Below are 19,645 nucleotides of genomic sequence, written 5' to 3' on the forward strand. Positions count from 1 at the left end.
CTTTTCTTAACGGAATGTCAGCCGTCATTTAGTAAAGTGCAAAGTTGATGGGTACACTGAACCGTACCCGCACCGGCTCTCCCCGCTGTATGCCGGGCTTCCACTTGCCGCTCATCTTTTTCACGACGCGCAGGGCTTCGCTATCAATTGATGGGGAGACATGCTGAATGACGTCGTAGTCACACAGGCTACCGTCCGTACAAACGGTAAAGCTGACTAACACCTTACCTTGTTGACGGCTCCGTTGCGCATCAGCGGGGTAGGCAAGATTCTCGCCCAGGAATTGGCCAAGGCCACCCGCTCCGCCGGGGAATTCCGGGAGTTGCTCATTGGCTGCGTAGGTAAGATCAGGATGATTGGCTTTGCGCGATGTGCCGGTTTGTAGCTTTCCCCGATCGTACGTTTCTTCGTAGCTGAACGAACCGTCGGCATAGCGTCCCGACCATACACCTTGCGGCTTCCCGTCCAGATAGCTTCCCTGCTCGGTATAGCGCGTTTGTTTGGACGGATCGGCGTAGGAGGGACGCTCGGATTCGAAAACCACATCACCGTTCCCGTCAACGACCTGCTGCTTGCCATCCGGTGCCCAATAGCTTTGGACACGCTCGAATTTATAGGTTGACCCGAACTGCCCGGCGTCGAAGCGGATTTGCTGAATCTGTCCATTTGGGTACCAGGATGTCGTCAGCATACGGCCCGTTTCTTCGCGACTCGTTTCGGCCACCATGCCGTTATCATAGTATCGGGTCGGATAGCTCGTCTGATACGTTTCGCCGTGCCGCGTCTTACGGACTAACATGCCATCGTCGGTTAACTCGTACGACACAGACTGATTAGCCCACTGCTTATCATCATTCTGGTAGCCGATCTGATACGTAGGCTTGCCCGATGCAGTGCCGACATTCTTTCGACGCACGAGCGATAGCCGACTGACTTCTTTCCAGCCACTCCGGTTTTTCTGGTAAGTAATCATTGAGCCGGTTGGCATACCCAGGCTATCGATGGGCATCACCTGCCTGTACTGTGCGGCTACCGAATCGCTCGTTAGTTTCAGATCTGGTCCGTAGTAATCGGTTCGTTTACCATCCACATAGCGAAAAGGCAAGTTAGCGGCAAAGACAACCGGAATTTTAACCACCTGCCGCACAGCGACACCTCCTTTCCTGGCTGGCTTCCAGGCGTTGAACAGGCGAAATACGCGCAGGGCTTCCCGGTCGAGATCGGGCCGGAGCGATTTTAGTAAACTCACTTCTGAAATGCGCCCATCCGGCTCAACGATACCCGTTACGAATACACGTCGGCTTATTCCTTCGGCTTCCGCCTTTACCGGTTTTCGCAGATTGGTTTGCAGGAACAGGGTCAGGTAGTCCATGCCGCCCCGTGGGGTAGCTGTGCTGTCGACGTCAAAATCCTGATAAACGGGTTGCTGCGCAAAACTGGTAAGCGAAAGAAAACAGAAAAGAAGGCTGTAAACTGATTTCATGGGGTGGTTGCTAAGCGGGCAAGTACAGAGACCAAGATAAGGCGCTTCGTCTACTGGAGCCAAGCAAAGTAGGTAAACGAATGATGAATTGTCGGCGACAATTGACTAATCGGTCGAGCGTTTTTTCATAAGTACTATTTGTAAAAAATATTAAAATATACGGCCGCTTTGCTGCTGACTGTGTTGGCCCAATCGATTTTGTGCGTATCATTCGGAATGAATGTATTGTCCGCTTCACGATCGCTGGCGTTAACGGCCGGTTTATCGTTGCTTCTGTCGGCAGCCCACGCGCAGAAAGTAACTACTCCACTTTACAAAAACGCAGCGGCCCCGGTCGACAAACGCGTGCGTGACCTGCTGGGCCGTATGACCGTCGATGAAAAAGTCGGGCAATTATCGACGCTGCTGGGCTGGGAAATGTATCAACGGCAGGGAAACAGCGTATCAGCCAGCGAGAAGTTTAAACAGGCAGTACAAACGCAGCACATCGGTATGCTCTGGGCGACGCTCCGTGCCGATCCCTGGACACAAAAAACACTGACCAACGGCCTGAACCCTACATTGGCCGCCGAGGCTACCAATGCATTGCAGAAGTATGTTATCGAGAACACACGGCTGGGTATTCCGATGCTGCTGTCGGAAGAGTGTCCACACGGCCATATGGCTATCGGTACCACCGTATTTCCAACCGCGCTGGGGCAGGGGAGCACCTGGAATCCGGCCCTTGTCAAGCAGATGGCTGCCAGCATTGCAAAGGAAGTCCGGTTGCAGGGGGCACATGATGGCTACGGGCCTGTACTCGATCTGGCCCGTGAGCCGCGCTGGTCACGCGTGGAAGAAACTTACGGCGAAGACCCGGTGCTGAACAGCCGGATGGGTGTCGCTATGGTAACAGGTTTTCAGGGCGACCAAATCAACAGTGACGTCAACATTATCTCGACGCTGAAGCACTTTGCGGCTTACGGTGTACCCGAAGGTGGGCATAATGGTGGCAGCGTTGCGACTGGTATGCGGGAGCTGTATCAGGTGTATTTGCCGCCGTTCCGGGCTGCGGTGAAAGCCGGTGCCCGCTCGATCATGACAGCCTACAACTCGATTGACGGGGTACCCTGTACGGCAAATTCCTTGCTGTTGAAGACTATTTTACGCAACCAATGGGGCTTCCGGGGCTTTTCAGTGTCTGATCTGGGTAGCATCTCAGGTCTGCATAGCAACCACCGGACAGCCGCCAACGCGACGGAAGCGGCAGCTATGGCAATCAATGCCGGGCTGGATGCCGATTTGAGTGGCTACGGCTTCGGGAAGTCGCTGCTCGATGCGGTGAAGAAGGGACTGGTAACGCAGGCGGTGCTGGATACGGCTGTAAGTCATGTGCTGCGCCAGAAATTCCAGCTCGGCCTGTTTGAAAAGCCCTACGTTTCACCCGGAAAAGCGGCTGCGAACGTGCGGACGGCGGAACATATTAGCCTGGCGCGTCGGGTGGCGCAGGAGTCGGTCGTACTATTGAAAAACGAGAACAATCTGTTGCCCCTGAACCGGCAGACCAAGCGCATCGCCGTTATCGGCCCCAATGCCGACAACGTGTACAACCAGCTTGGCGATTACACCGCCCCGCAGGCCGATGGCAACGTGGTGACAGTATTGCAGGGTATCAAAAACAAACTGGGCAATCAGGCTGAGGTTACGTACGTCAAAGGCTGCGCCATCCGCGACACGACGACTGCCAACATCGCCGAAGCGGTGAAAGCTGCGCAACAGGCCGATGTGGCTGTCGTCGTATTAGGGGGTTCCAGTGCGCGCGATTTCAAGACCGAATACCAGAGCACCGGGGCTGCGACGGTTAAAGCGGGGGAAGGCGTCGTCAGCGACATGGAAAGCGGGGAAGGCTTCGACCGGACCAGCCTGGATCTGCTGGGAAAACAACTCGATCTGTTGAAAGCAGTTAGGCAGACCGGTAAGCCCGTTGTGCTGGTAATGATCGAAGGACGTCCCTTGAATCTGAACTGGCCCGCTACGCACGTACCAGCTATCGTTACGGCCTGGTATCCGGGGCAGGAGGGGGGCAATGCCATTGCCGACGTGCTGTTCGGGGATTACAATCCGGCCGGTCGCTTACCCATTTCGATCCCGAAGTCTGTTGGCCAACTACCTGTCTACTACAACTACAAAGTGCCGGCCCGGCACGATTATGTCGAGATGGATACCAAGCCGCTGTATCCATTCGGATACGGGCTGAGCTACGCGCAGTTTGCCTACAGCAATATGAATGTGACCGTCTCGGAGCGGGCCGATGATGTGGCCGTTACGGTAACCGTAGCCGTGAAGAATACGGGAAGCCGCGACGGCGACGAAGTCGTTCAGCTATACGTGACCGATAAGGTTAGCTCAGTAGTTGGGCCAGTGAAGCAGTTGAAGGCGTTCGAACGGGTACCTCTGAAAGCGGGTGAACAGAAAACCGTCACGTTTGTCCTCCATGCCGACGACCTGAAACTGTTCAGTCCCGACCAGAAATGGCTGATGGAAAAAGGTGAGTTTGCCCTTATGGTCGGCGCGTCTTCCGACGACATACGGGCTACCAAAGACGTTACGATTTCCCGAACGATAGCCGTAAAGCCGTAACGCTTGTATTGATCGATTGCCCATACCCCCCAGCCCCCTGAAGGGGGAGCGTTCCGCAAGTGAACCGCTCCCCCTTCAGGGGGCTGGGGGGTATGGAAAGTCAAAAATCAACAGAGCTGATACTGTCGCGGACAATGTAGTCGATCCGCTGCTTATCAATAATCTGAATAGGCCGTTGGGTGCAGCAGATACGTGTCGGCACGCATGAAATTGTGGGCGTACTCAGGCAGTGAATTCAGTGTTTTCCAGGCAGGGTCGGCACCGAATGCTTTCCAGTGTGCATCGCGGTCGGCCTTGTCGGTGAACGACGTCATGTAATACATATTCGGCATCTTGCCGCCGGCCTGCACCTGTCCGCAGAACACCGTGTTGAACCCCAGCCGTTTGAAGATGTCCAGCTCACCGTTGTTGAACTGGGCTACCTTGGCTTCGTGCAGTTTCTCGGTAGCCGCTTCGTAGCTACGCAACTCGTACACCCGGTCGGCACGGTTGCCCGTCAGGTCCGGCGTGATCAGCGTCGGCATGGTCGCAAAGGCCTGCATCAGCACCGATTCGAACCGGCTGTAGTAGGGCTGATCGAAAGGGGCGTTGATATACTCAGCTGCATCCGTATTGTACTGCTTGTCCTTCATCAGCGTTTCCGACAGGGCCGAAAACTGATCAGCCGATTTGAACGGCGTCAGGACGTAGAGCAAGGAGTCGGCACCGGTGTTGGGCACAAATACGCCCACCTGCCTGATACCCGCCCGGTGGAGGGCCGGTAAGTACGCTTTTTGCAGATACGTCTCCAGCCGACTTTTCTGGTTGGCGTCGCGGACGTGGTAGATTTTGAGCTGGTAAAATTCGCGCTTGGGGGCCGATGCGATGGCCTGAACGGTACCTGCCAGGACCAGAAGCCAGATAGCAAGACGGAAGTAACGAAGAGTCATTGGATGGAAAAAGATGGTACAAAAAAAGGTGAACAGCATGCACTTGTGCGCTCTGTTCACCCGATAAAGGCAGGCCAATCCGAAAAATCCTGTTGACTACTAGACCTTTTCTGTAAAATTTCTGGTGCTGGCAGACAGTCTAACGACTAGCGTTTCAGTCACAGAGGTATCGGTTACAAACTGATACGATTGCTCAGTGTAAGCCGATCGACGCCGGCTTGCACAAGGCTGTCGAGATCGGTTTCGGAAGCGCCATCGGCAATGATTTTTACGCCTACCGACCGGGGGACGGTCTGCCGAAACCAACGAGCCTGTTCGATACTGAATGCTTTACCCGTAATACCCGTACCGTTTTTGATAAAATCGGTGCCTGCGTCGGTGGCCAGCCGAATCATACGTTCGGTCTGTTCCGTGTCGAGGAGGTCGGTATCCAGAATAACCGTCAGCAGTCGTTCCTGCGCGTGGGCCACAGCCACCAGTTTAACCAGTTCGATCTTCAGCCATACTGATGTCGGCGATAGCAAGGCCGACGTATTCAGCACGATCTCCACTTCTGTCGCACCGTCGTTCAGGGCCAACTCCAGTTCGAGCTGTTTGACTTCGGTACGCTGATAGCCATACGGAAAGCCGACAACCGCTGATAACACGGCTGGGTGCGTATCACCCAATTCCCGACGCATCTTCTTCACCCAGAACGGGGCCACGGTCAGCCCCGCCAGCCCCAACTGCGTCACCTCGTCCAGGACGGCGTACTGCTCGTTGATGCTAACGTCCGGCTGAACCAGCGTCCGTTCGATGTAGGGAAAAAGATGGTTCATGGGGTATAATGCTGAATGACGGAGTGACAGAATGATTGAATAGGCTGGCGCAAGCAGTTTTCCATTCAATCATTCTGTCACTCCGTCATTCAATCACTAGTTAAAATATTTCAGCTTGACGACTTCCTTCGGTTCGAGGAAGCGCCATTTGCCACGGGGCAGTTCTTTCTTGGTCAGACCGGCATAAGTGGTACGGTCGAGCTTGGTGACTTCGTAGCCGAGGTGCTCGAACATCCGGCGGACGATGCGGTTGCGACCCGAATGGATTTCGATACCGACCACGTACGCGTCCGGCGTGACGATGCTCAACGCGTCCGGCTTGATGGGACCATCTTCCAGCGTGATGCCTTTGCGCAGCGTCTCGAAATGCTCTTCCGTAATCGGCTTGTCGAGTTCGACCTGATAGATTTTGCGGATGTTGTTCGAGGGGTGGGTCAGCTTGTCGGCCAGTTCACCATCGTTGGTCAGCAGCAGCAGCCCCGTCGTGTTGCGGTCGAGTCGGCCAACTGGGTAGATGCGGAACGGACCCGCGTCGGCTACCAGCTCCATTACCGTCCGGCGCTCCTCAGGATCTTCCGTCGTGGTGATAAAGTCTTTCGGCTTGTTGAGCAGCACGTAGATGAACTTCTCCGGGTTGAGCACTTTCGTGCCGTGCTTCACCGTGTCGCCCGGCTTCACCTTGTAGCCCATTTCGACAACGACCTTGCCGTTCACCGAAATATCACCCCGCTCGATGAGTTCGTCCGCTTCCCGGCGTGAGCACACACCAGCGTTGGCGATGTAGCGATTCAGACGCATCACACCCGGTTCGCTGGGCTGCTTTGGCTCCGACGACTCGGTTTTATCCGACGCTTTCATCCGGCTGTTTCGTGGATCGCGTTTATCGTAGGGGCGGGTCAGGCGCGCGGTTTCGCGTTCGTAATCGGGTGCCTTGTCGTATTGCCCCGTACGCCGTTCCCCTGACTCCTTGCGTTGCTTACTGGTGAACCGTTCGTCGCTGTCCTGATTGCGGCCACCGCGCCGGTCATTACTGCGGTCATTGCCGCGTGAAAAGCGGGGCTTCGCTTCATCCCGATTGAAGCGCGAGTCGCCACTCCGGGAGTCGCCACTCCGGGAGTCGCCACTGCGCTGGGGCCGGTCGTTGTTCCGATCATCCCGGCTAAAGCTCCGGGGCCGGTCCGAACTTCCGCTACGTTCGTTCGTATCCCGGTTAAAGCGAGGCCGGTCGTTGTCATTACGATTGAAACGTGAATCACCAGTCCGGGAATCGCTATCCTTCCGGAAACCATCACGCTGGAACCGGTCGCTATTGCGGTCATCGCGGTTGAAACGCGGGTTACCGCTCCGGGAGTCGCTACTCCGGGAATTACTGTCACGATTGAAGCGGGGCCGGTCGCCAGCCTGTCCGTCGTCACGACGGTTGAAGCGCGAGTCGCCACTCCGTGGGCGTTCGTTTGTTCTGTCGTTATCCCGGTTAAAACGTGGCCGGCTGTCATCGCTGCGCCGTTCTGGGCGGGAATCGCCATTCCGGGAGTCGCCACTCCGTGGGCGCTCGTTATCGCGGTTAAAACGAGGACGAGTATCGTCGCTACGACGGTCAGAACGGGAATCGTTGTTACGGTTGTCCCGGCCGAAACGGGAGCTGCCACTCCGGGAGTCTCCACTCCGGGAATCGCTGTCGCGATTGAAACGGGGCCGGTCAGTGCTATTGTCACGGGCATTACTGTCCCGGTTGAAACGTGGCCGATTATCGTCATCCCGACGATCGGTTGAACGTGTGGGCCGCTGACCATCCCGGCGCGGGCCATCGAACTTGGGACCGTCAAAGCGGTCGTTCGAGTCTGAATCCTGATTCATGGAAAAATACAGTAAGTCGTACTGTTAGAAAGAATGTTTAACGGTCTGAAAGTCAACCTTATATTAAGTTTCTGAACGTTTAACGTTAAACCGAAAACCTTAAACTAATTATAAACGGGCCGCAAAGGTACACCTTTTCTGAACAGCACGGCTGTAGCGACCTGACTGACAACGCATTTTCCGGAAAAAACAATCCGTAAGTATAAGAATCCGGGCGATTATCGTTAAGCCAGTACGCTACATTAATCCGTTCGCTCAGTTATGGCTTCCCCCACGCCTGAACGCTTATACACCCCCGACCGGCGCACTGCCGAGCAATCGATTCTGCAACAGTACATCAACTGGCTCTTTGTCAAGAAAGGCCTGTACCTCCGCGATTATAATGACCTCTGGGACTGGTCAGTTACCGATCTGGAAGATTTCTGGGAAAGTATCTACCAGTTTTTTGGCGTCCACAGCCCCACGGAATACAGTCAGGTGATCTACCGACCCAGTGACGACGACATGATCGGGGTACGGTGGTTCGACGGGGCTACGGTGAATTACGCCGAGCATATTTTCCGGCACAAAACCAACCAGCGTCCCGCTTTGCTGGTAGCGTCGGAGCGGCACCGATTACAGACGGTCTCATGGGCGTCGCTTGAATCGCAGGTGGCGGGTATGGCTGCCTGGCTGCGGCAACAGGGGGTTGGGCTGGGCGATAGAGTCGTGGCGGTGTTGCCCAACGGGTTGGAAGCAGTTGTTTCGTTTCTGGCTACAAACGCCGTGGGTGGGGTGTGGTCGAGCTGCTCGCCCGACTTCGGTACGGCCAGTATCATCGACCGCTTTCAACAGATCGAACCGAAAATTCTGATTGCCGCCGATGGATATACCTACAACGGTAAGCCGGTCGATAAAACCGACGCCATGCGTTCGCTGCGGACAGGATTGCCAACTGTACAACGCTTGGTATGGGTGCCGTACCTCGACGCTACCAGTCGACTGGAGCGCAGTGTGCTGTGGGCGGATGTACTGAAGACACCGGCCCCCGACGGGCTGACGTTCGAGCCTATTCCGTTCAACGATCCCATCTGGGTACTGTATTCGTCGGGAACGACGGGTAAGCCGAAAGCGATTACGCACAGCGTCGGCGGTTGCCTGCTCGAACACCTGAAAGCACTGGCGCTGCATCAGGACGTACACGTCGGCGAACGCTACTTCTGGTATTCGACAACCGGCTGGATGATGTGGAATTTTGCCCTTGGCTCGTTGCTGGTCGGGGCCACGCTGGTCGTATACGACGGCGCAGCCGGCTATCCGGACCTGAATACGCTCTGGAAACTGGCCGACGACGCCCGGATCAATCACTTTGGTGGCGGAGCGGCTTACTATCTGGCCTGCATGCGGGCGGGACTGAAACCCATGGATACGGTCCGGCTGACGCAACTGCGCAGTATCGGCTCGACCGGCTCGCCGTTACCGCCGGAAGGATTTCAGTGGATATACCAGTCGGTGAAAAGTCAGGTCTGGCTAATCTCGTTCAGCGGAGGAACCGACGTTTGTAGCGGTTTCGTCGGCGGCAATCCGCTGCTGCCCGTTTACGAAGGCGAAATTCAGTCCCGCTTGCTGGGCTGTAGTGTCGATGCGATCGATGAGCAGGGGCGGTCGGTACAGGACGAACTGGGGGAAATGGTTATGCGTCAGCCCATGCCGTCGATGCCCATTTATTTCTGGAACGATACCGACAACGAACGCTACCGAAACAGCTACTTTACGGAGTATCCCGGTCTGTGGCGACACGGCGACTTTATCCGGATTACCCCCCGCAACGGCGTTGTTATCTACGGTCGTTCAGACGCGACGCTTAACCGCGATGGCGTGCGTATCGGTACCAGTGAAATCTACAGCGCCGTCGAAAGTCTGCCCGACATTGCCGACAGTCTGGTGATCGGACTGGAGCAGCCGGGTGGCCGTTATTTTATGCCGCTGTTCGTCGTGCTGAAGAAGGGCGCTGAACTGACCGACACCCTGATCGATACCATCCGAAAAACACTACGAACCCAGTTCAGTCCGCGTCACGTACCCGATGCGGTTTACGCGATTAGCGAAGTGCCCTACACAATCAGTGGGAAAAAGCTGGAAACACCAGTAAAGAAAATTCTGTCGGGGATGGATAGCTCATTGGCCGCAAGTAAAGACACGCTGCGCAATCCGGCGTCGCTCGATCAGTTTGTCGATTTCGCCCTGGATGTTCGCTCGTGAAGTAATGCGGGAACGGTTCGTCAAATTTCAGTAAGTTTGGGGCATACTACGATATCATGCTTACGCGTCAATTAACTTCGTTTGTCCTCACTGCGGCCCTTTCCGGGTTGATGGTCAGTGGGTTGTCCAACTGCGGCTCGAAAGGATCAGCTGCGTCAGAAACCACCGATACGACGACCGCAGTTTCGGCGTCGGAAGGTGAAAACACGGCTTCTGCGCCCGATCCAACTAAAATTCCGGCGGGTAAAGTGGCCGATGCCGCTACGATCCTGAGCCGGCCACAGGTGCCCGTTCTCTGCTACCACCAGATTCGCGACTGGAAAGCCAGCGATTCGAAAAGCGCCCGCGATTACATTATCCCGACACAGGCGTTCACCGATCAGATGCAGATGCTGGCCGATAGCGGGTATCATCCCATCCTGCCCGATCAGTTGTATGCGTACATGACAACGGGCGCTGCGTTGCCGTCGAAACCGGTACTGCTGACATTCGACGATGGCGATCTGGATCAGTACACGACGGCGCTACCGATTCTGGACAAGCACAAGTTCAAGGCATCGTTCTACATCATGACGGTGGCCATCGGTCGGCGCGGCAAGCAGCATTACATGGATAAAGCGCAGATCAAAGACCTGTCTGATCGGGGCCATACCATCGGCGCGCATACCTGGGATCACCAGAACGTAAAGAAACTGACGACACCCGAGCAGTGGAAAACGCAGCTGGACGAGCCACGGGAAAAGCTAGAAGCTATTACGGGTAAGCCGGTTCGGTATTTTGCCTTTCCGTTCGGTCTGTGGAACAAGCAGGCGCTGCCCGAAATTCAGAAGCGCGGTTACGTGGGTGCGTTCACGCTGGCGAGTGGTCGCGACGAACAGTATCCGCTGCTGACGATCCGTCGGATTATCGCCGGCGGACAGTGGAGTGCGAAAACGCTGTACCGCAATATGACAGAGAGTTTCGACGGAAAATAGTCTCCCGAAAACGCCTTATCGTTACCCGCTCCGGTTCAGGCTGACTGCTGTCAGTGCACCGGAGCGGTTTCTTTTTGGTGCAGTATAGGTCTGTCAACGTATAATGATGGGTAGTCATGGACAGGTCTTTGCGTGCCAGTTGATGCAAACCTTGCCGGTCGACAGTGGTTACATAGTGGTATAAACAGGACCACTATGCCCACCCGGATTCGCCTTGCCCTCGACTGGACTCCCAATACCAACCACACCGGTTTTTACGTCGCGCTGGCTAACGGTAACTACGAAAAAGCTGACTTACAGGTCGAGCTTATTTCGCCTGACGCTGACGATTACAAGCTGACACCCGCCCGGCGAGTTGCTGCGGGCGAAGCTGACTTGGCGATTGCGCCCTCCGAAAGTATCATCAGTTTTCAGACGAACAACGTACCGATGCTTGCGGTCGCAGCCGTGTTAGCGCGGGACGCCAGTGCTATTGTGACGTTGAAACAAAGCGGCCTCGACCGACCGAGTCGGCTGGACGGGAAAGTCTATGCATCCTATAATGCTCGGTACGAAGATGAAATCATCCGGCAGTTAATTATCAACGATGGGGGGCGGGGGCAGTTCGTGTCACACAAGCCCGCCCGGCTCGACATCTGGCATGCGCTGTTAACAAACGAAGCCGACGCGACCTGGATTTTTCTGCCCTGGGAAGGTGTTGAAGCCGAACAGCGGGATATTCAGCTGAACCAGTTTCTGCTCGAAGATTACGAAATTCCGTATGGTTACAGTCCTGTGTTAGCTGCGCACAGCGACTGGGCCACCGAAAATGCAGATGCCCTGCGCCGGTTCCTGAGCGCTACCGCCGAGGGCTTCGCGTTTGCCGTTCGTGACCCCGACGAAGCGGCCCGAATCCTGTTCGACACAGCCGCCCACCCGTCATTAACCAGTCTGGATTTTCTGGAAAAAAGTCAGCAGGTGGCATCAGGTTATTACCTCGATGCTGAAGGGCAATGGGGGGTAATGCGCCGTGACATCTGGAATACGTTTGTCAACTGGCTGATTCGTAATCACCTGCTCAATCACCCCGATGGTGATCTAATCCAGCAGTACGATGTGTCGCGCCTGTACACGAATGACTATCTGTAAGGTTCTCGGTTTACGGCATTCAGTTTACGGTGTCAACCGCCCTGTGCTACAAACCGTGAACTAAATACCGTAGACCGAAAACTCGGCTTATCCTCCTATCGTTGCCATGGATTCGGTAACGGTCGAGCGATGGCTCTCGGCTTCGAAACCGTTGGCGGGGCGATGGGCAAAGGCGCGCAGGAAAGCCGCTTCCAGTCCCGTATCGGTTGCACCCGAACGCATCAGTTCGCGCACGTCGAGCACCCCGTCGTCGTACAAACAGGTCTTCAGCGTACCCTGTGCTGTCATACGGATGCGGTTGCAGGTGCCGCAGAAGGTCCGGCTGAACGCAGCGATGATACCGACCGTACCCTGATGCCCCGGAATACGGTAATTCGCCGAGGTTGAATAGCGCGGGTCGGGTATCTTGGTCAGGTTGGGATAGAACGATTGAATTTCCTGGACGATCCGGCGGTGCGTCCAGTGAAGTACCGGATAATGGCTTCCTTCACCGTTGAACGGCATCTCTTCGATGAACCGAACATCGACGGGACGGTCGCGGGTCAGTTCAGTCAGGGGCACAATGTCCTGCGTATTCTGCCCTTCCATGACCACCGCGTTGATCTTGGTCTCGATACCAGCTGCCAGCAAGGCATCGAGCGTGCGGAGTACTGCCGGTAATTCGTCGCGCCGGGTGATCTGCCGAAACCGCTCCCGATCCAGTGTATCAAGGCTTAGATTGACTGACTTAACCCCTAATGCGGCCATGTCGGCCACGTGCGGAGCCGTCAGCACGCCATTCGTCGTAATCGACAAATCGCTAATACCATCCACCGCTGCCAGCCGATGCATGAACGACATCAGTTCGGACCGTACGAAGGGTTCGCCACCGGTGATCCGCACTTTCGATACGCCCAGACGGGCCAGTATCGTGACCAGCCGTTCCATTTCCTCATACGTCAGCAGTTGTTGCTTAGGCATGTAACGGATACCAGCTTCGGGCATGCAGTAGAAGCACCGAAGGTTACAACGATCGGTTACGGCCAGACGCAGGTAGGTAATGGGACGATTGTGGTTATCGAAGATCATAGGCTATCGATGTAACAGCAAAACACGGAATTTGATTACAGGTTTCGATCGCCTGCCATTCGGCCGTAGCCAAAGATCGTGAAGTTAATGGGTGAACGGAAGCATTGCGCTCAACACATGCGTAATTCTACTGACGGGGACAGGTAGCCGAAACGACGCGTAGTTGTTGAAAAATAAGTTGGCTAATAGACGTATTTGATGGGATACTATTATTATTTTTGGAGAATTAGCTAGTCACACGTGAAAAAAACGGTCTCAGTTGGTCTCTGTGTTTTGCTGCTCTGCCATGCACTGGCTTACGTGCTGGTGAGCATCAATACGTGGTACCAGGCTGAGCATGATCTATCGGAACGACTGCGTGTGTACCGGTCGGTCGATAGTATGGTCGAGTTTGATATTCCGCTGGACGATCAGATCGACATTAAGCAGGCGGCCTCAGATGGCTTCACACACCGTGGTCACTATTACAGCGTTGTCAGCCTGAACGTACAGGGCAATACGCTACACATCACTGGACTGGAGACCGAAAGCCGTTCGTTCTGGAAAAGTGATCTGCTGTCATTTCTCAAGGATCACCTGACTAACTCGGCTGACTCAGAACAAAAAACGCACAATTTTCTCAAGTTTCTCCTCAAGGAATACTCGCCGACACCCCGGCAGCTGTTCCAGTTTCTACCGGCGCTACGTGTACCAGCAATACGCATTGCCGACGCGGTATTTGTATTTCCACTCCGGACCTTGCCGGTCCATTCACCCCCTCCTGAGTGCTGAATGATTTTCTGGTTTCTGCACCGTAGCTGATGCCGCCAATATATAGGCATCTGGTTGTGCAGCATCTTCTGCGACAGCGGTTTGCTCAGCTGAACCGTGTTGCTATCATTCATTCAATTCAGCATATCAAGCATGCGTACACATCTAAAAATGATGGTGTGTGCGGCTCTGTTGCTGCCTGCTATATGCCAGGCGCAGATGCCGCACGATGCTATCTACATGAATAAAAATGCGGTCTGCGTGGCGGGTTTATACGGCCACTCGACCTGGAGTCAATACTGGGAAAACTCGCTCAAGCGCGAGAACCTGAACATCGGAACGCACACCACGCAGAGCGTAATGGTGATGCCGGCCATTGGTATTTCGAAACGTGTTAATGTTATTCTGAGCCTGCCCTACGTCTGGACGAGTACCAGCGCCGGTAACCTATTGGGCCAACGCGGTGTACAGGATTTGTCGGCATGGCTCAAAGTGAATGCGTTTCAGCGGGGTGGATTTTCAGTCCATGCGATCGTCGGTGGCTCACTGCCAATGGGCAATTACGTTCCTGATTTTCAGCCGATGTCGATTGGCATGCAATGCCGGACGCTGACCGGTCGTCTGCTGCTGAACTACAAGCACCCGGCTACGGGCTTGTACGTTACTACGCACGGTTCGTACGGCTGGCGTAGTAATATCCGCATTGACCGGGATGCTTATCTGGCCGATGATCGGATATACAACGTTAATCAGGTCAACGTGCCAAACACATACGATGCTGCGTTGCGCGTCGGTGTGTTGCGCCGGAAATGGCAGGCCGAAGCCTTCACGGAGCGGACCGCCTGTCTCTCGGGCGACTACATTCGTCGCAACGACATGCCGTTTCCAACAAATAACGCAAAAGCGACTATCGTTGGCGTCTACGCTAGAGTGCAGCCCCGTAACATCGGAGTCAATGCGCGTGTCGGACAAGTCATCGACGGTGTAAATACTGGTCAAAGCACCAGCTACACCGTTGGCCTATTGTATCTATTCAACTGGAAAAAGCCGTAATGAACAACCGTATATATTCTTTCCTCGGCAACCTGCTCATTCTGACGGGCGTGGTTGTCGGCATGACTGGCTGTAGCAAGACGATCGACGAGTCGCAGCCGGTAGCCTACTTACCCACTAACCTTGACGAAACGGCAGGCAACTGGAAAACCTACGTATTGACCAGCCCGACCGACGTTACGCTGGCGGCTCCCGCTGCCACTAATTCGACTACCTATCAGGCGGAATTGAGTGACCTGAAAACCCAGTCGAAAACGCTGACGACAGAGCAGCAGCAGGCCGTGACCTACTGGGGGGCTGGCGCTGTATACCGCTGGAACGAGATTGCCCGTGAACTATCGGCCCGGTATAACCTGCCCCCCGCGTCGACGGCCGATGGAAAGTACCCCGTCCCCGATGCGGCCAATCCGCTGGCCGATCCCCGCTTTCCTTTCGCAAATCCGCCTTACACGGCGCGAGCCCTGGCCTACCTGAGCGTAGCGCAATATGATGCATTGGTCGCCACCTGGTACTACAAGAAGCAGTACAACCGGGCGGCTCCGTCGACGGTAGACAGCGGTATCAAACCCGCGCTTCCCGTGGCTGCTATGTCATCATACCCATCGGAAGATGCTGTAGTTGCCATGGCGTCATACACGGTGTTGAAAGCGATGTTTCCCGGCGAAGTGCCGTATCTGGACGCGAAACTGGCTGAACACCAGAATAGCCGGCTGTGGGCTGGGATGAACGTAGCGAGTGATGTTAGCGCCGGTACGAGTTTAGGTAGTCAGGTTGCTGCCAAGGTAATGGCCCGCGCCAAAACCGATGGTATGAGTACGTCCAACAATCAGTCGGTAACGGGTGGTATGATCAAAGATGTCCAAACCCGTGGTCTGAGCGAGGTATGGGTGAGTCAGGAATCGCCCGCCCGCCCACCGATGCTGCCGAACTACGGCGTTGTAAAAACCTGGAATTTCGACCAGGCGACGATGGTAAAAATCCGCCCTGATGCACCACCGGCAATTGGTAGCCCGGAGTTTACGAAGGCACTGGATGAGTTGAAAACGATCCAACGGACGCAGACGCGCGAGCAGGCGCGCGTAGCCAACTACTGGGCAGATGGCGTTGGTAGCTACACCCCCCCCGGTCACTGGCACCGCACGGCGGCCAATGCTGCCCACGACGCTCGCTACAGTGAGGTACGGATGGCCCGGACGCTGGCGCTGGTCGGGACGGCGCTGATGGATGCCGCTATCTGCTGCTGGGATACCAAGTATTACTATTACTACCCACGCCCACAACAGTTTGGCCTGAAAACGTCGGTTGGTCTGCCTAACTTCCCGGCTTACACATCCGGACACTCAACGTTCTCGGGCGCTGCCGCCGTTGTCCTGAGCGGTATTTTCCCCGACCAGGCCGACGATTTCATGGCCAAGGCTAACGAAGCATCGGTATCACGCATGTATGGGCTGATTCACTATCGCTTTGACTGTGAGGTCGGTATGGCCTGCGGCAAAAAGATCGGCTCTTTTGCTACGGCCCGTGGTAAAGCCGATGGGTCAGGGCTATAAACCGAGCGTCGAACAGTAGACGTCCGTGCTTGCAGAGCTGTCTGTGGGCGCGGACGTCTGCGTTAGATACGGTCATAAATTGCGTCGATTGCACTGGTGAACATACGGGATCGTGTACCTTTACGTTCCTACACTGTGCCTATGCAACAATTTATCCGACTTAGCCTGATCCTTGTTTGCCTGTCTCTGCCACGATTTGCGTCGGCGCAGGGACTAATGGACGGCTTCATGAAGGGCGACCGAAAAGCCAGTCTGGCCGTTACGTATTCGCAGGAAACGTTCGATACGTATTACCGGGGAACCACCCCTTTCCGCGACCCGAACCTGGGCACAGTAACCACGCAGGCGCTCAATCTGTATGGCGTATACGGATTAGGTTACGACCTCGACCTGATCGTAACGGCCCCCTACATACGTACCGAAGCCAGCGCTGGCTATCAGCCGAAACAGGAGGGTTTTCAGGATGTAACGGCCGCCTTACGCTGGGAAGCCTTCGACTACAAGCTGGGTAAAGCACGGCTGTCGTGGCTGTTTGCGCTGGGATACACGATGCCCATTCAGAACTACGTCAACGACAACATGCTGGCGCTCGGGCAAGGCTCGAAAAATATCGACGGTCGGACCATGCTGCATTTTAAGTCGGGTTCGTTTTTCCTGACCGGTCAGTTTGGCTACATCCGCCGTGGCCCCGTTACGCTCGACCGGATCGTCAATGTCTACGATCCCAGTCAGGTCAATCCGAACAGCGGTATGAAAGTCAATGTACCTGATGTTACCGAAGCGATTATCCGAACCGGTTTCGCGACAAAACGAGTGTACATCGACGTGTGGGGGCAGCAACAAACGCCCTATGCGGTCGGTACGGACATCGGCCCCGGCATACCGTTTCCAACAAACGCCATTGGCTTTCAGCGGGTAGGCGGTACCCTGTTTCTGCGGCTTGTCGGTCGGCTAGGGCTGAATTTCGGCTACAGCACGACGCTCGACGGGCAGAATATCGGTAAATCAACCCGGCTCAGTGGGGGTATTATCATCGGCAACTAAGTGTATCCAACCGGAATCCGGGCATGACTTATACATCAACGGTACGCAACCTGTGCCTTAGCCTGCTGTTAGTGGGCGCTGGACTGACAGGTTGTAAGGAAAATACAATCAGCGAAGGCGTTCTCCCTTATTTTGAACCAGCTACGATCGACCCGGATGGGGGAACCTGGCGAACCGTACTGCTCTCATCGGCCAGCGCGATCAGCGTTCCGGCACCAACGGCAATTACGTCGGATGCGTATCAGACGGAATTGACGTCAGTAAAAAACGGAATCCTAACCTCGACGCCGGATCAGAATACGGCCGTGAACTATTGGGGGCAGGGGGGCGTGGTACGCTGGAATCAGATTGCCCGGCAGCTCGTCGCCAAATACAACACCGCACCGGTGTACAACGACGCGACGGGCCAATACCTGACGGTCGACCCCAGCGCACCGGTGGCCAGTTTACCGTTCGCCACCCGACTGTATGCCTTACTTAGCGCGGCCCAGTACGATGCGCTTGTCGTGGCCTGGCGGGCTAAATACCAGTACAACCGGCCTTCGCTGAATCGGCAAAATATCGTCACTCGTTTGCCGGTCGCCGACGTGCCTTCGTATCCGTCGGAAGGGGCGGCTATCGCCGAAGCGTCAGCCCAGATTCTGACCTACTTCTTCCCGAACGAAGCCACTTACATCAAGGCGAAGGCGACTGAACATAAACAGAGTCAGCTATGGGCGGGTATCAACGTAGCGAGTGATGTGAAAGCGGGGGAAACCCTGGCGGCTGCGGTAGCGGCTGTTGCCCTGAACCGCGCCCGTACCGATCGGTTCACTACCAGCACGGATAGCTGGGCGACGATGAAGGCCAAAGCGCCGTATGACGTTACCTGGCAAAGTCTGGAAATTCCGTCCCGGTTGCCGGTCGTACCCCTGGCGGGCCGCGTCAAAACTTGGTTTGACTCGACAACGGTAGCACAGTTATCCCCAGCCGCCCCACCACTGACTAACACCACCGCGTTTCAGACGGCACTGGCTGAGGTTCGTGCCACCGCCGACAGCCGGACCCGCGACCAATGGGCCACCGCCGATTACTGGAACGACGGGCTGGCGACGTATACCGTGGCAGGTCACTGGAACCTGATTGCCGAGCAACTTATTCAGGAAGATCGGCAGAATGAACTGCGCTCAGCCCGAACCTATGCGCTACTCAACCGGGCGTTGCACGATGTGACAACCACAGGCTGGCAGGCCAAATACACGTATTTCGTACCCCGCCCCGCCCAGCTCGACGCAAAAATTAAAACATCAGTCCTAATGCCGAATACCCCGGCTTATGTCAGCGATCATGCTGCCACGTCCGCAGCGGCCAACACGATACTGACCTACCTGTTCCCGGCTGAAACGACATGGCTGAAGAAACAGAGCGACGACGCTATTATCGCGACACTCTATGCCGGAACGCAATATCGATTTAGTATCGATGCCGGCGTACAGCTTGGTACGGGTGTCGGTACACTGGCTACGAACTGGGGTAAAGCCGACGGCGCGAAGTAACTTGATAAACACAGACGTTGCTTGTCGAGCATAAAATGCTGCTTAATCTTCGTACTATGTTTGTCATCCCGAGCCTGCGACCGGGCCGCCGGCTCGGGATAATAAAATCAACTCTTTCTACCAAACGTACTACAACGGCTTCGGCTTTTTTGCGAACTGGTAGGCTATACCCAGGAATGATTGCAGGACGCCGACTTTGAAGTCTTTACGCGAGTAAGGCGCGATCTCCACCGCTACCCGTAGGTTGGGTACGAAGGGGACGTGTGCCCGCGCGCCAACGTGAAGTGAATAGCCCTCCAGCACATCCCGGTTATCAAGTCCATTCAGGAAATTGGCACGAATGCCGAGGCCCGTGTAATAGTTGATCCGCTCTTTACGGACGACGTTGACCATCGGGCAGAAAGTCGTGCTGAGCGAGCCAAAAACGGTATTGGTCTGCACGCGGGCGTCGACCCAGAACGCGCGATCGGCGTTGCTGCTGACCGAGACGACGTTATTGAATGGATAATAAGCGACCGAAGCCTGTCCGAAAGCCGTCAGGCCAACGCTGAGTAAGAGTAGGGTAAGCGTATGTTTCATACTCGCAAAGCAACAAC

The 19,645-nt window shown here is 55.4% G+C and carries 15 protein-coding genes; 9 read left to right on the plus strand and 6 right to left on the minus strand.

All coding sequences use genetic code 11. The annotated features are described in order from the left end of the window. Positions 1 to 28 precede the first annotated feature (28 nt). Entirely contained in the window at positions 29 to 1,483 is a 1,455-nt protein-coding gene (locus CLV58_RS08150) for an energy transducer TonB (RefSeq protein WP_106137307.1), read from the minus strand. 216 nt (positions 1,484 to 1,699) lie between these two features. Here CLV58_RS08150 and CLV58_RS08155 point away from each other — a divergent pair, with 216 nt between their 5' ends. Next, positions 1,700 to 4,102: a glycoside hydrolase family 3 N-terminal domain-containing protein gene (locus CLV58_RS08155; RefSeq protein ID WP_106137308.1), complete on the plus strand. Its 2,403-nt coding sequence runs from the start codon at positions 1,700 to 1,702 to the stop codon at positions 4,100 to 4,102. A gap of 155 nt (positions 4,103 to 4,257) precedes the next feature. Here CLV58_RS08155 and CLV58_RS08160 read toward each other — a convergent pair whose 3' ends face one another. The 3 genes from CLV58_RS08160 to CLV58_RS08170 form a co-directional block, all read right to left on the minus strand. Beyond that, entirely contained in the window at positions 4,258 to 5,031 is a 774-nt protein-coding gene (locus CLV58_RS08160; RefSeq protein ID WP_106137536.1) for an NIPSNAP family protein, read from the minus strand. A 173-nt stretch (positions 5,032 to 5,204) separates the two neighbouring features. After that, positions 5,205 to 5,849, minus strand: a complete 645-nt coding sequence (locus CLV58_RS08165) for a deoxyribose-phosphate aldolase (RefSeq protein ID WP_106137309.1) — start codon at positions 5,847 to 5,849, stop codon at positions 5,205 to 5,207. 96 nt (positions 5,850 to 5,945) lie between these two features. Beyond that, positions 5,946 to 7,706, minus strand: coding sequence for a pseudouridine synthase (locus CLV58_RS08170; RefSeq protein ID WP_106137310.1), 1,761 nt, complete (start codon positions 7,704 to 7,706; stop codon positions 5,946 to 5,948). Positions 7,707 to 7,967: 261 nt separating this feature from the next. Between CLV58_RS08170 and CLV58_RS08175 the strand changes: the two genes are divergently transcribed. From CLV58_RS08175 to CLV58_RS08185, 3 genes are all read left to right on the plus strand, one after another. Next, positions 7,968 to 9,947, plus strand: coding sequence for an acetoacetate--CoA ligase (locus tag CLV58_RS08175; RefSeq protein ID WP_106137311.1), 1,980 nt, complete (start codon positions 7,968 to 7,970; stop codon positions 9,945 to 9,947). 56 nt (positions 9,948 to 10,003) lie between these two features. Next, positions 10,004 to 10,921, plus strand: coding sequence for a polysaccharide deacetylase family protein (locus CLV58_RS08180; RefSeq protein WP_245882270.1), 918 nt, complete (start codon positions 10,004 to 10,006; stop codon positions 10,919 to 10,921). A gap of 195 nt (positions 10,922 to 11,116) precedes the next feature. Then, positions 11,117 to 12,049 carry an ABC transporter substrate-binding protein gene (locus CLV58_RS08185; RefSeq protein WP_106137313.1) on the plus strand — a complete coding sequence of 311 codons (933 nt, stop codon included), beginning with the start codon at positions 11,117 to 11,119 and terminating at the stop codon, positions 12,047 to 12,049. An 87-nt stretch (positions 12,050 to 12,136) separates the two neighbouring features. Here CLV58_RS08185 and moaA read toward each other — a convergent pair whose 3' ends face one another. Next, complete coding sequence (gene moaA / locus CLV58_RS08190) at positions 12,137 to 13,117, minus strand: GTP 3',8-cyclase MoaA (RefSeq protein ID WP_106137314.1); 981 nt, start codon at positions 13,115 to 13,117, stop codon at positions 12,137 to 12,139. Between the two features lie 240 nt (positions 13,118 to 13,357). On the opposite strand from moaA, the gene CLV58_RS08195 reads away from it, so the two are divergent. The 5 genes from CLV58_RS08195 (at position 13,358) to CLV58_RS08215 (ending at position 19,049) form a co-directional block, all read left to right on the plus strand. Next, positions 13,358 to 13,888: a hypothetical protein gene (locus CLV58_RS08195; RefSeq protein WP_106137315.1), complete on the plus strand. Its 531-nt coding sequence runs from the start codon at positions 13,358 to 13,360 to the stop codon at positions 13,886 to 13,888. Positions 13,889 to 14,020: 132 nt separating this feature from the next. Next, positions 14,021 to 14,920 carry a hypothetical protein gene (locus tag CLV58_RS08200; protein ID WP_106137316.1) on the plus strand — a complete coding sequence of 300 codons (900 nt, stop codon included), beginning with the start codon at positions 14,021 to 14,023 and terminating at the stop codon, positions 14,918 to 14,920. Continuing rightward, a complete protein-coding gene (locus CLV58_RS08205) occupies positions 14,920 to 16,470 on the plus strand; it encodes a vanadium-dependent haloperoxidase (RefSeq protein ID WP_106137317.1) in 1,551 nt (516 codons plus the stop codon). Before CLV58_RS08200 ends, CLV58_RS08205 begins: the two co-directional genes overlap by 1 nt. Before the next feature lie 141 nt (positions 16,471 to 16,611). Beyond that, positions 16,612 to 17,514 (plus strand): hypothetical protein, encoded by a 903-nt coding sequence (locus CLV58_RS08210; protein ID WP_106137318.1) that lies wholly within the window; start codon positions 16,612 to 16,614, stop codon positions 17,512 to 17,514. Positions 17,515 to 17,537: 23 nt separating this feature from the next. Continuing rightward, positions 17,538 to 19,049, plus strand: coding sequence for a phosphatase PAP2 family protein (locus CLV58_RS08215; RefSeq protein WP_106137319.1), 1,512 nt, complete (start codon positions 17,538 to 17,540; stop codon positions 19,047 to 19,049). A 129-nt stretch (positions 19,050 to 19,178) separates the two neighbouring features. Here CLV58_RS08215 and CLV58_RS08220 read toward each other — a convergent pair whose 3' ends face one another. Next, entirely contained in the window at positions 19,179 to 19,628 is a 450-nt protein-coding gene (locus tag CLV58_RS08220) for a hypothetical protein (protein ID WP_106137320.1), read from the minus strand. Between the last annotated feature and the right edge of the window lie 17 nt (positions 19,629 to 19,645).

The sequence above is a fragment of the Spirosoma oryzae genome (assembly GCF_003002825.1).
In the GTDB taxonomy this organism is placed as follows: domain Bacteria; phylum Bacteroidota; class Bacteroidia; order Cytophagales; family Spirosomataceae; genus Spirosoma; species Spirosoma oryzae.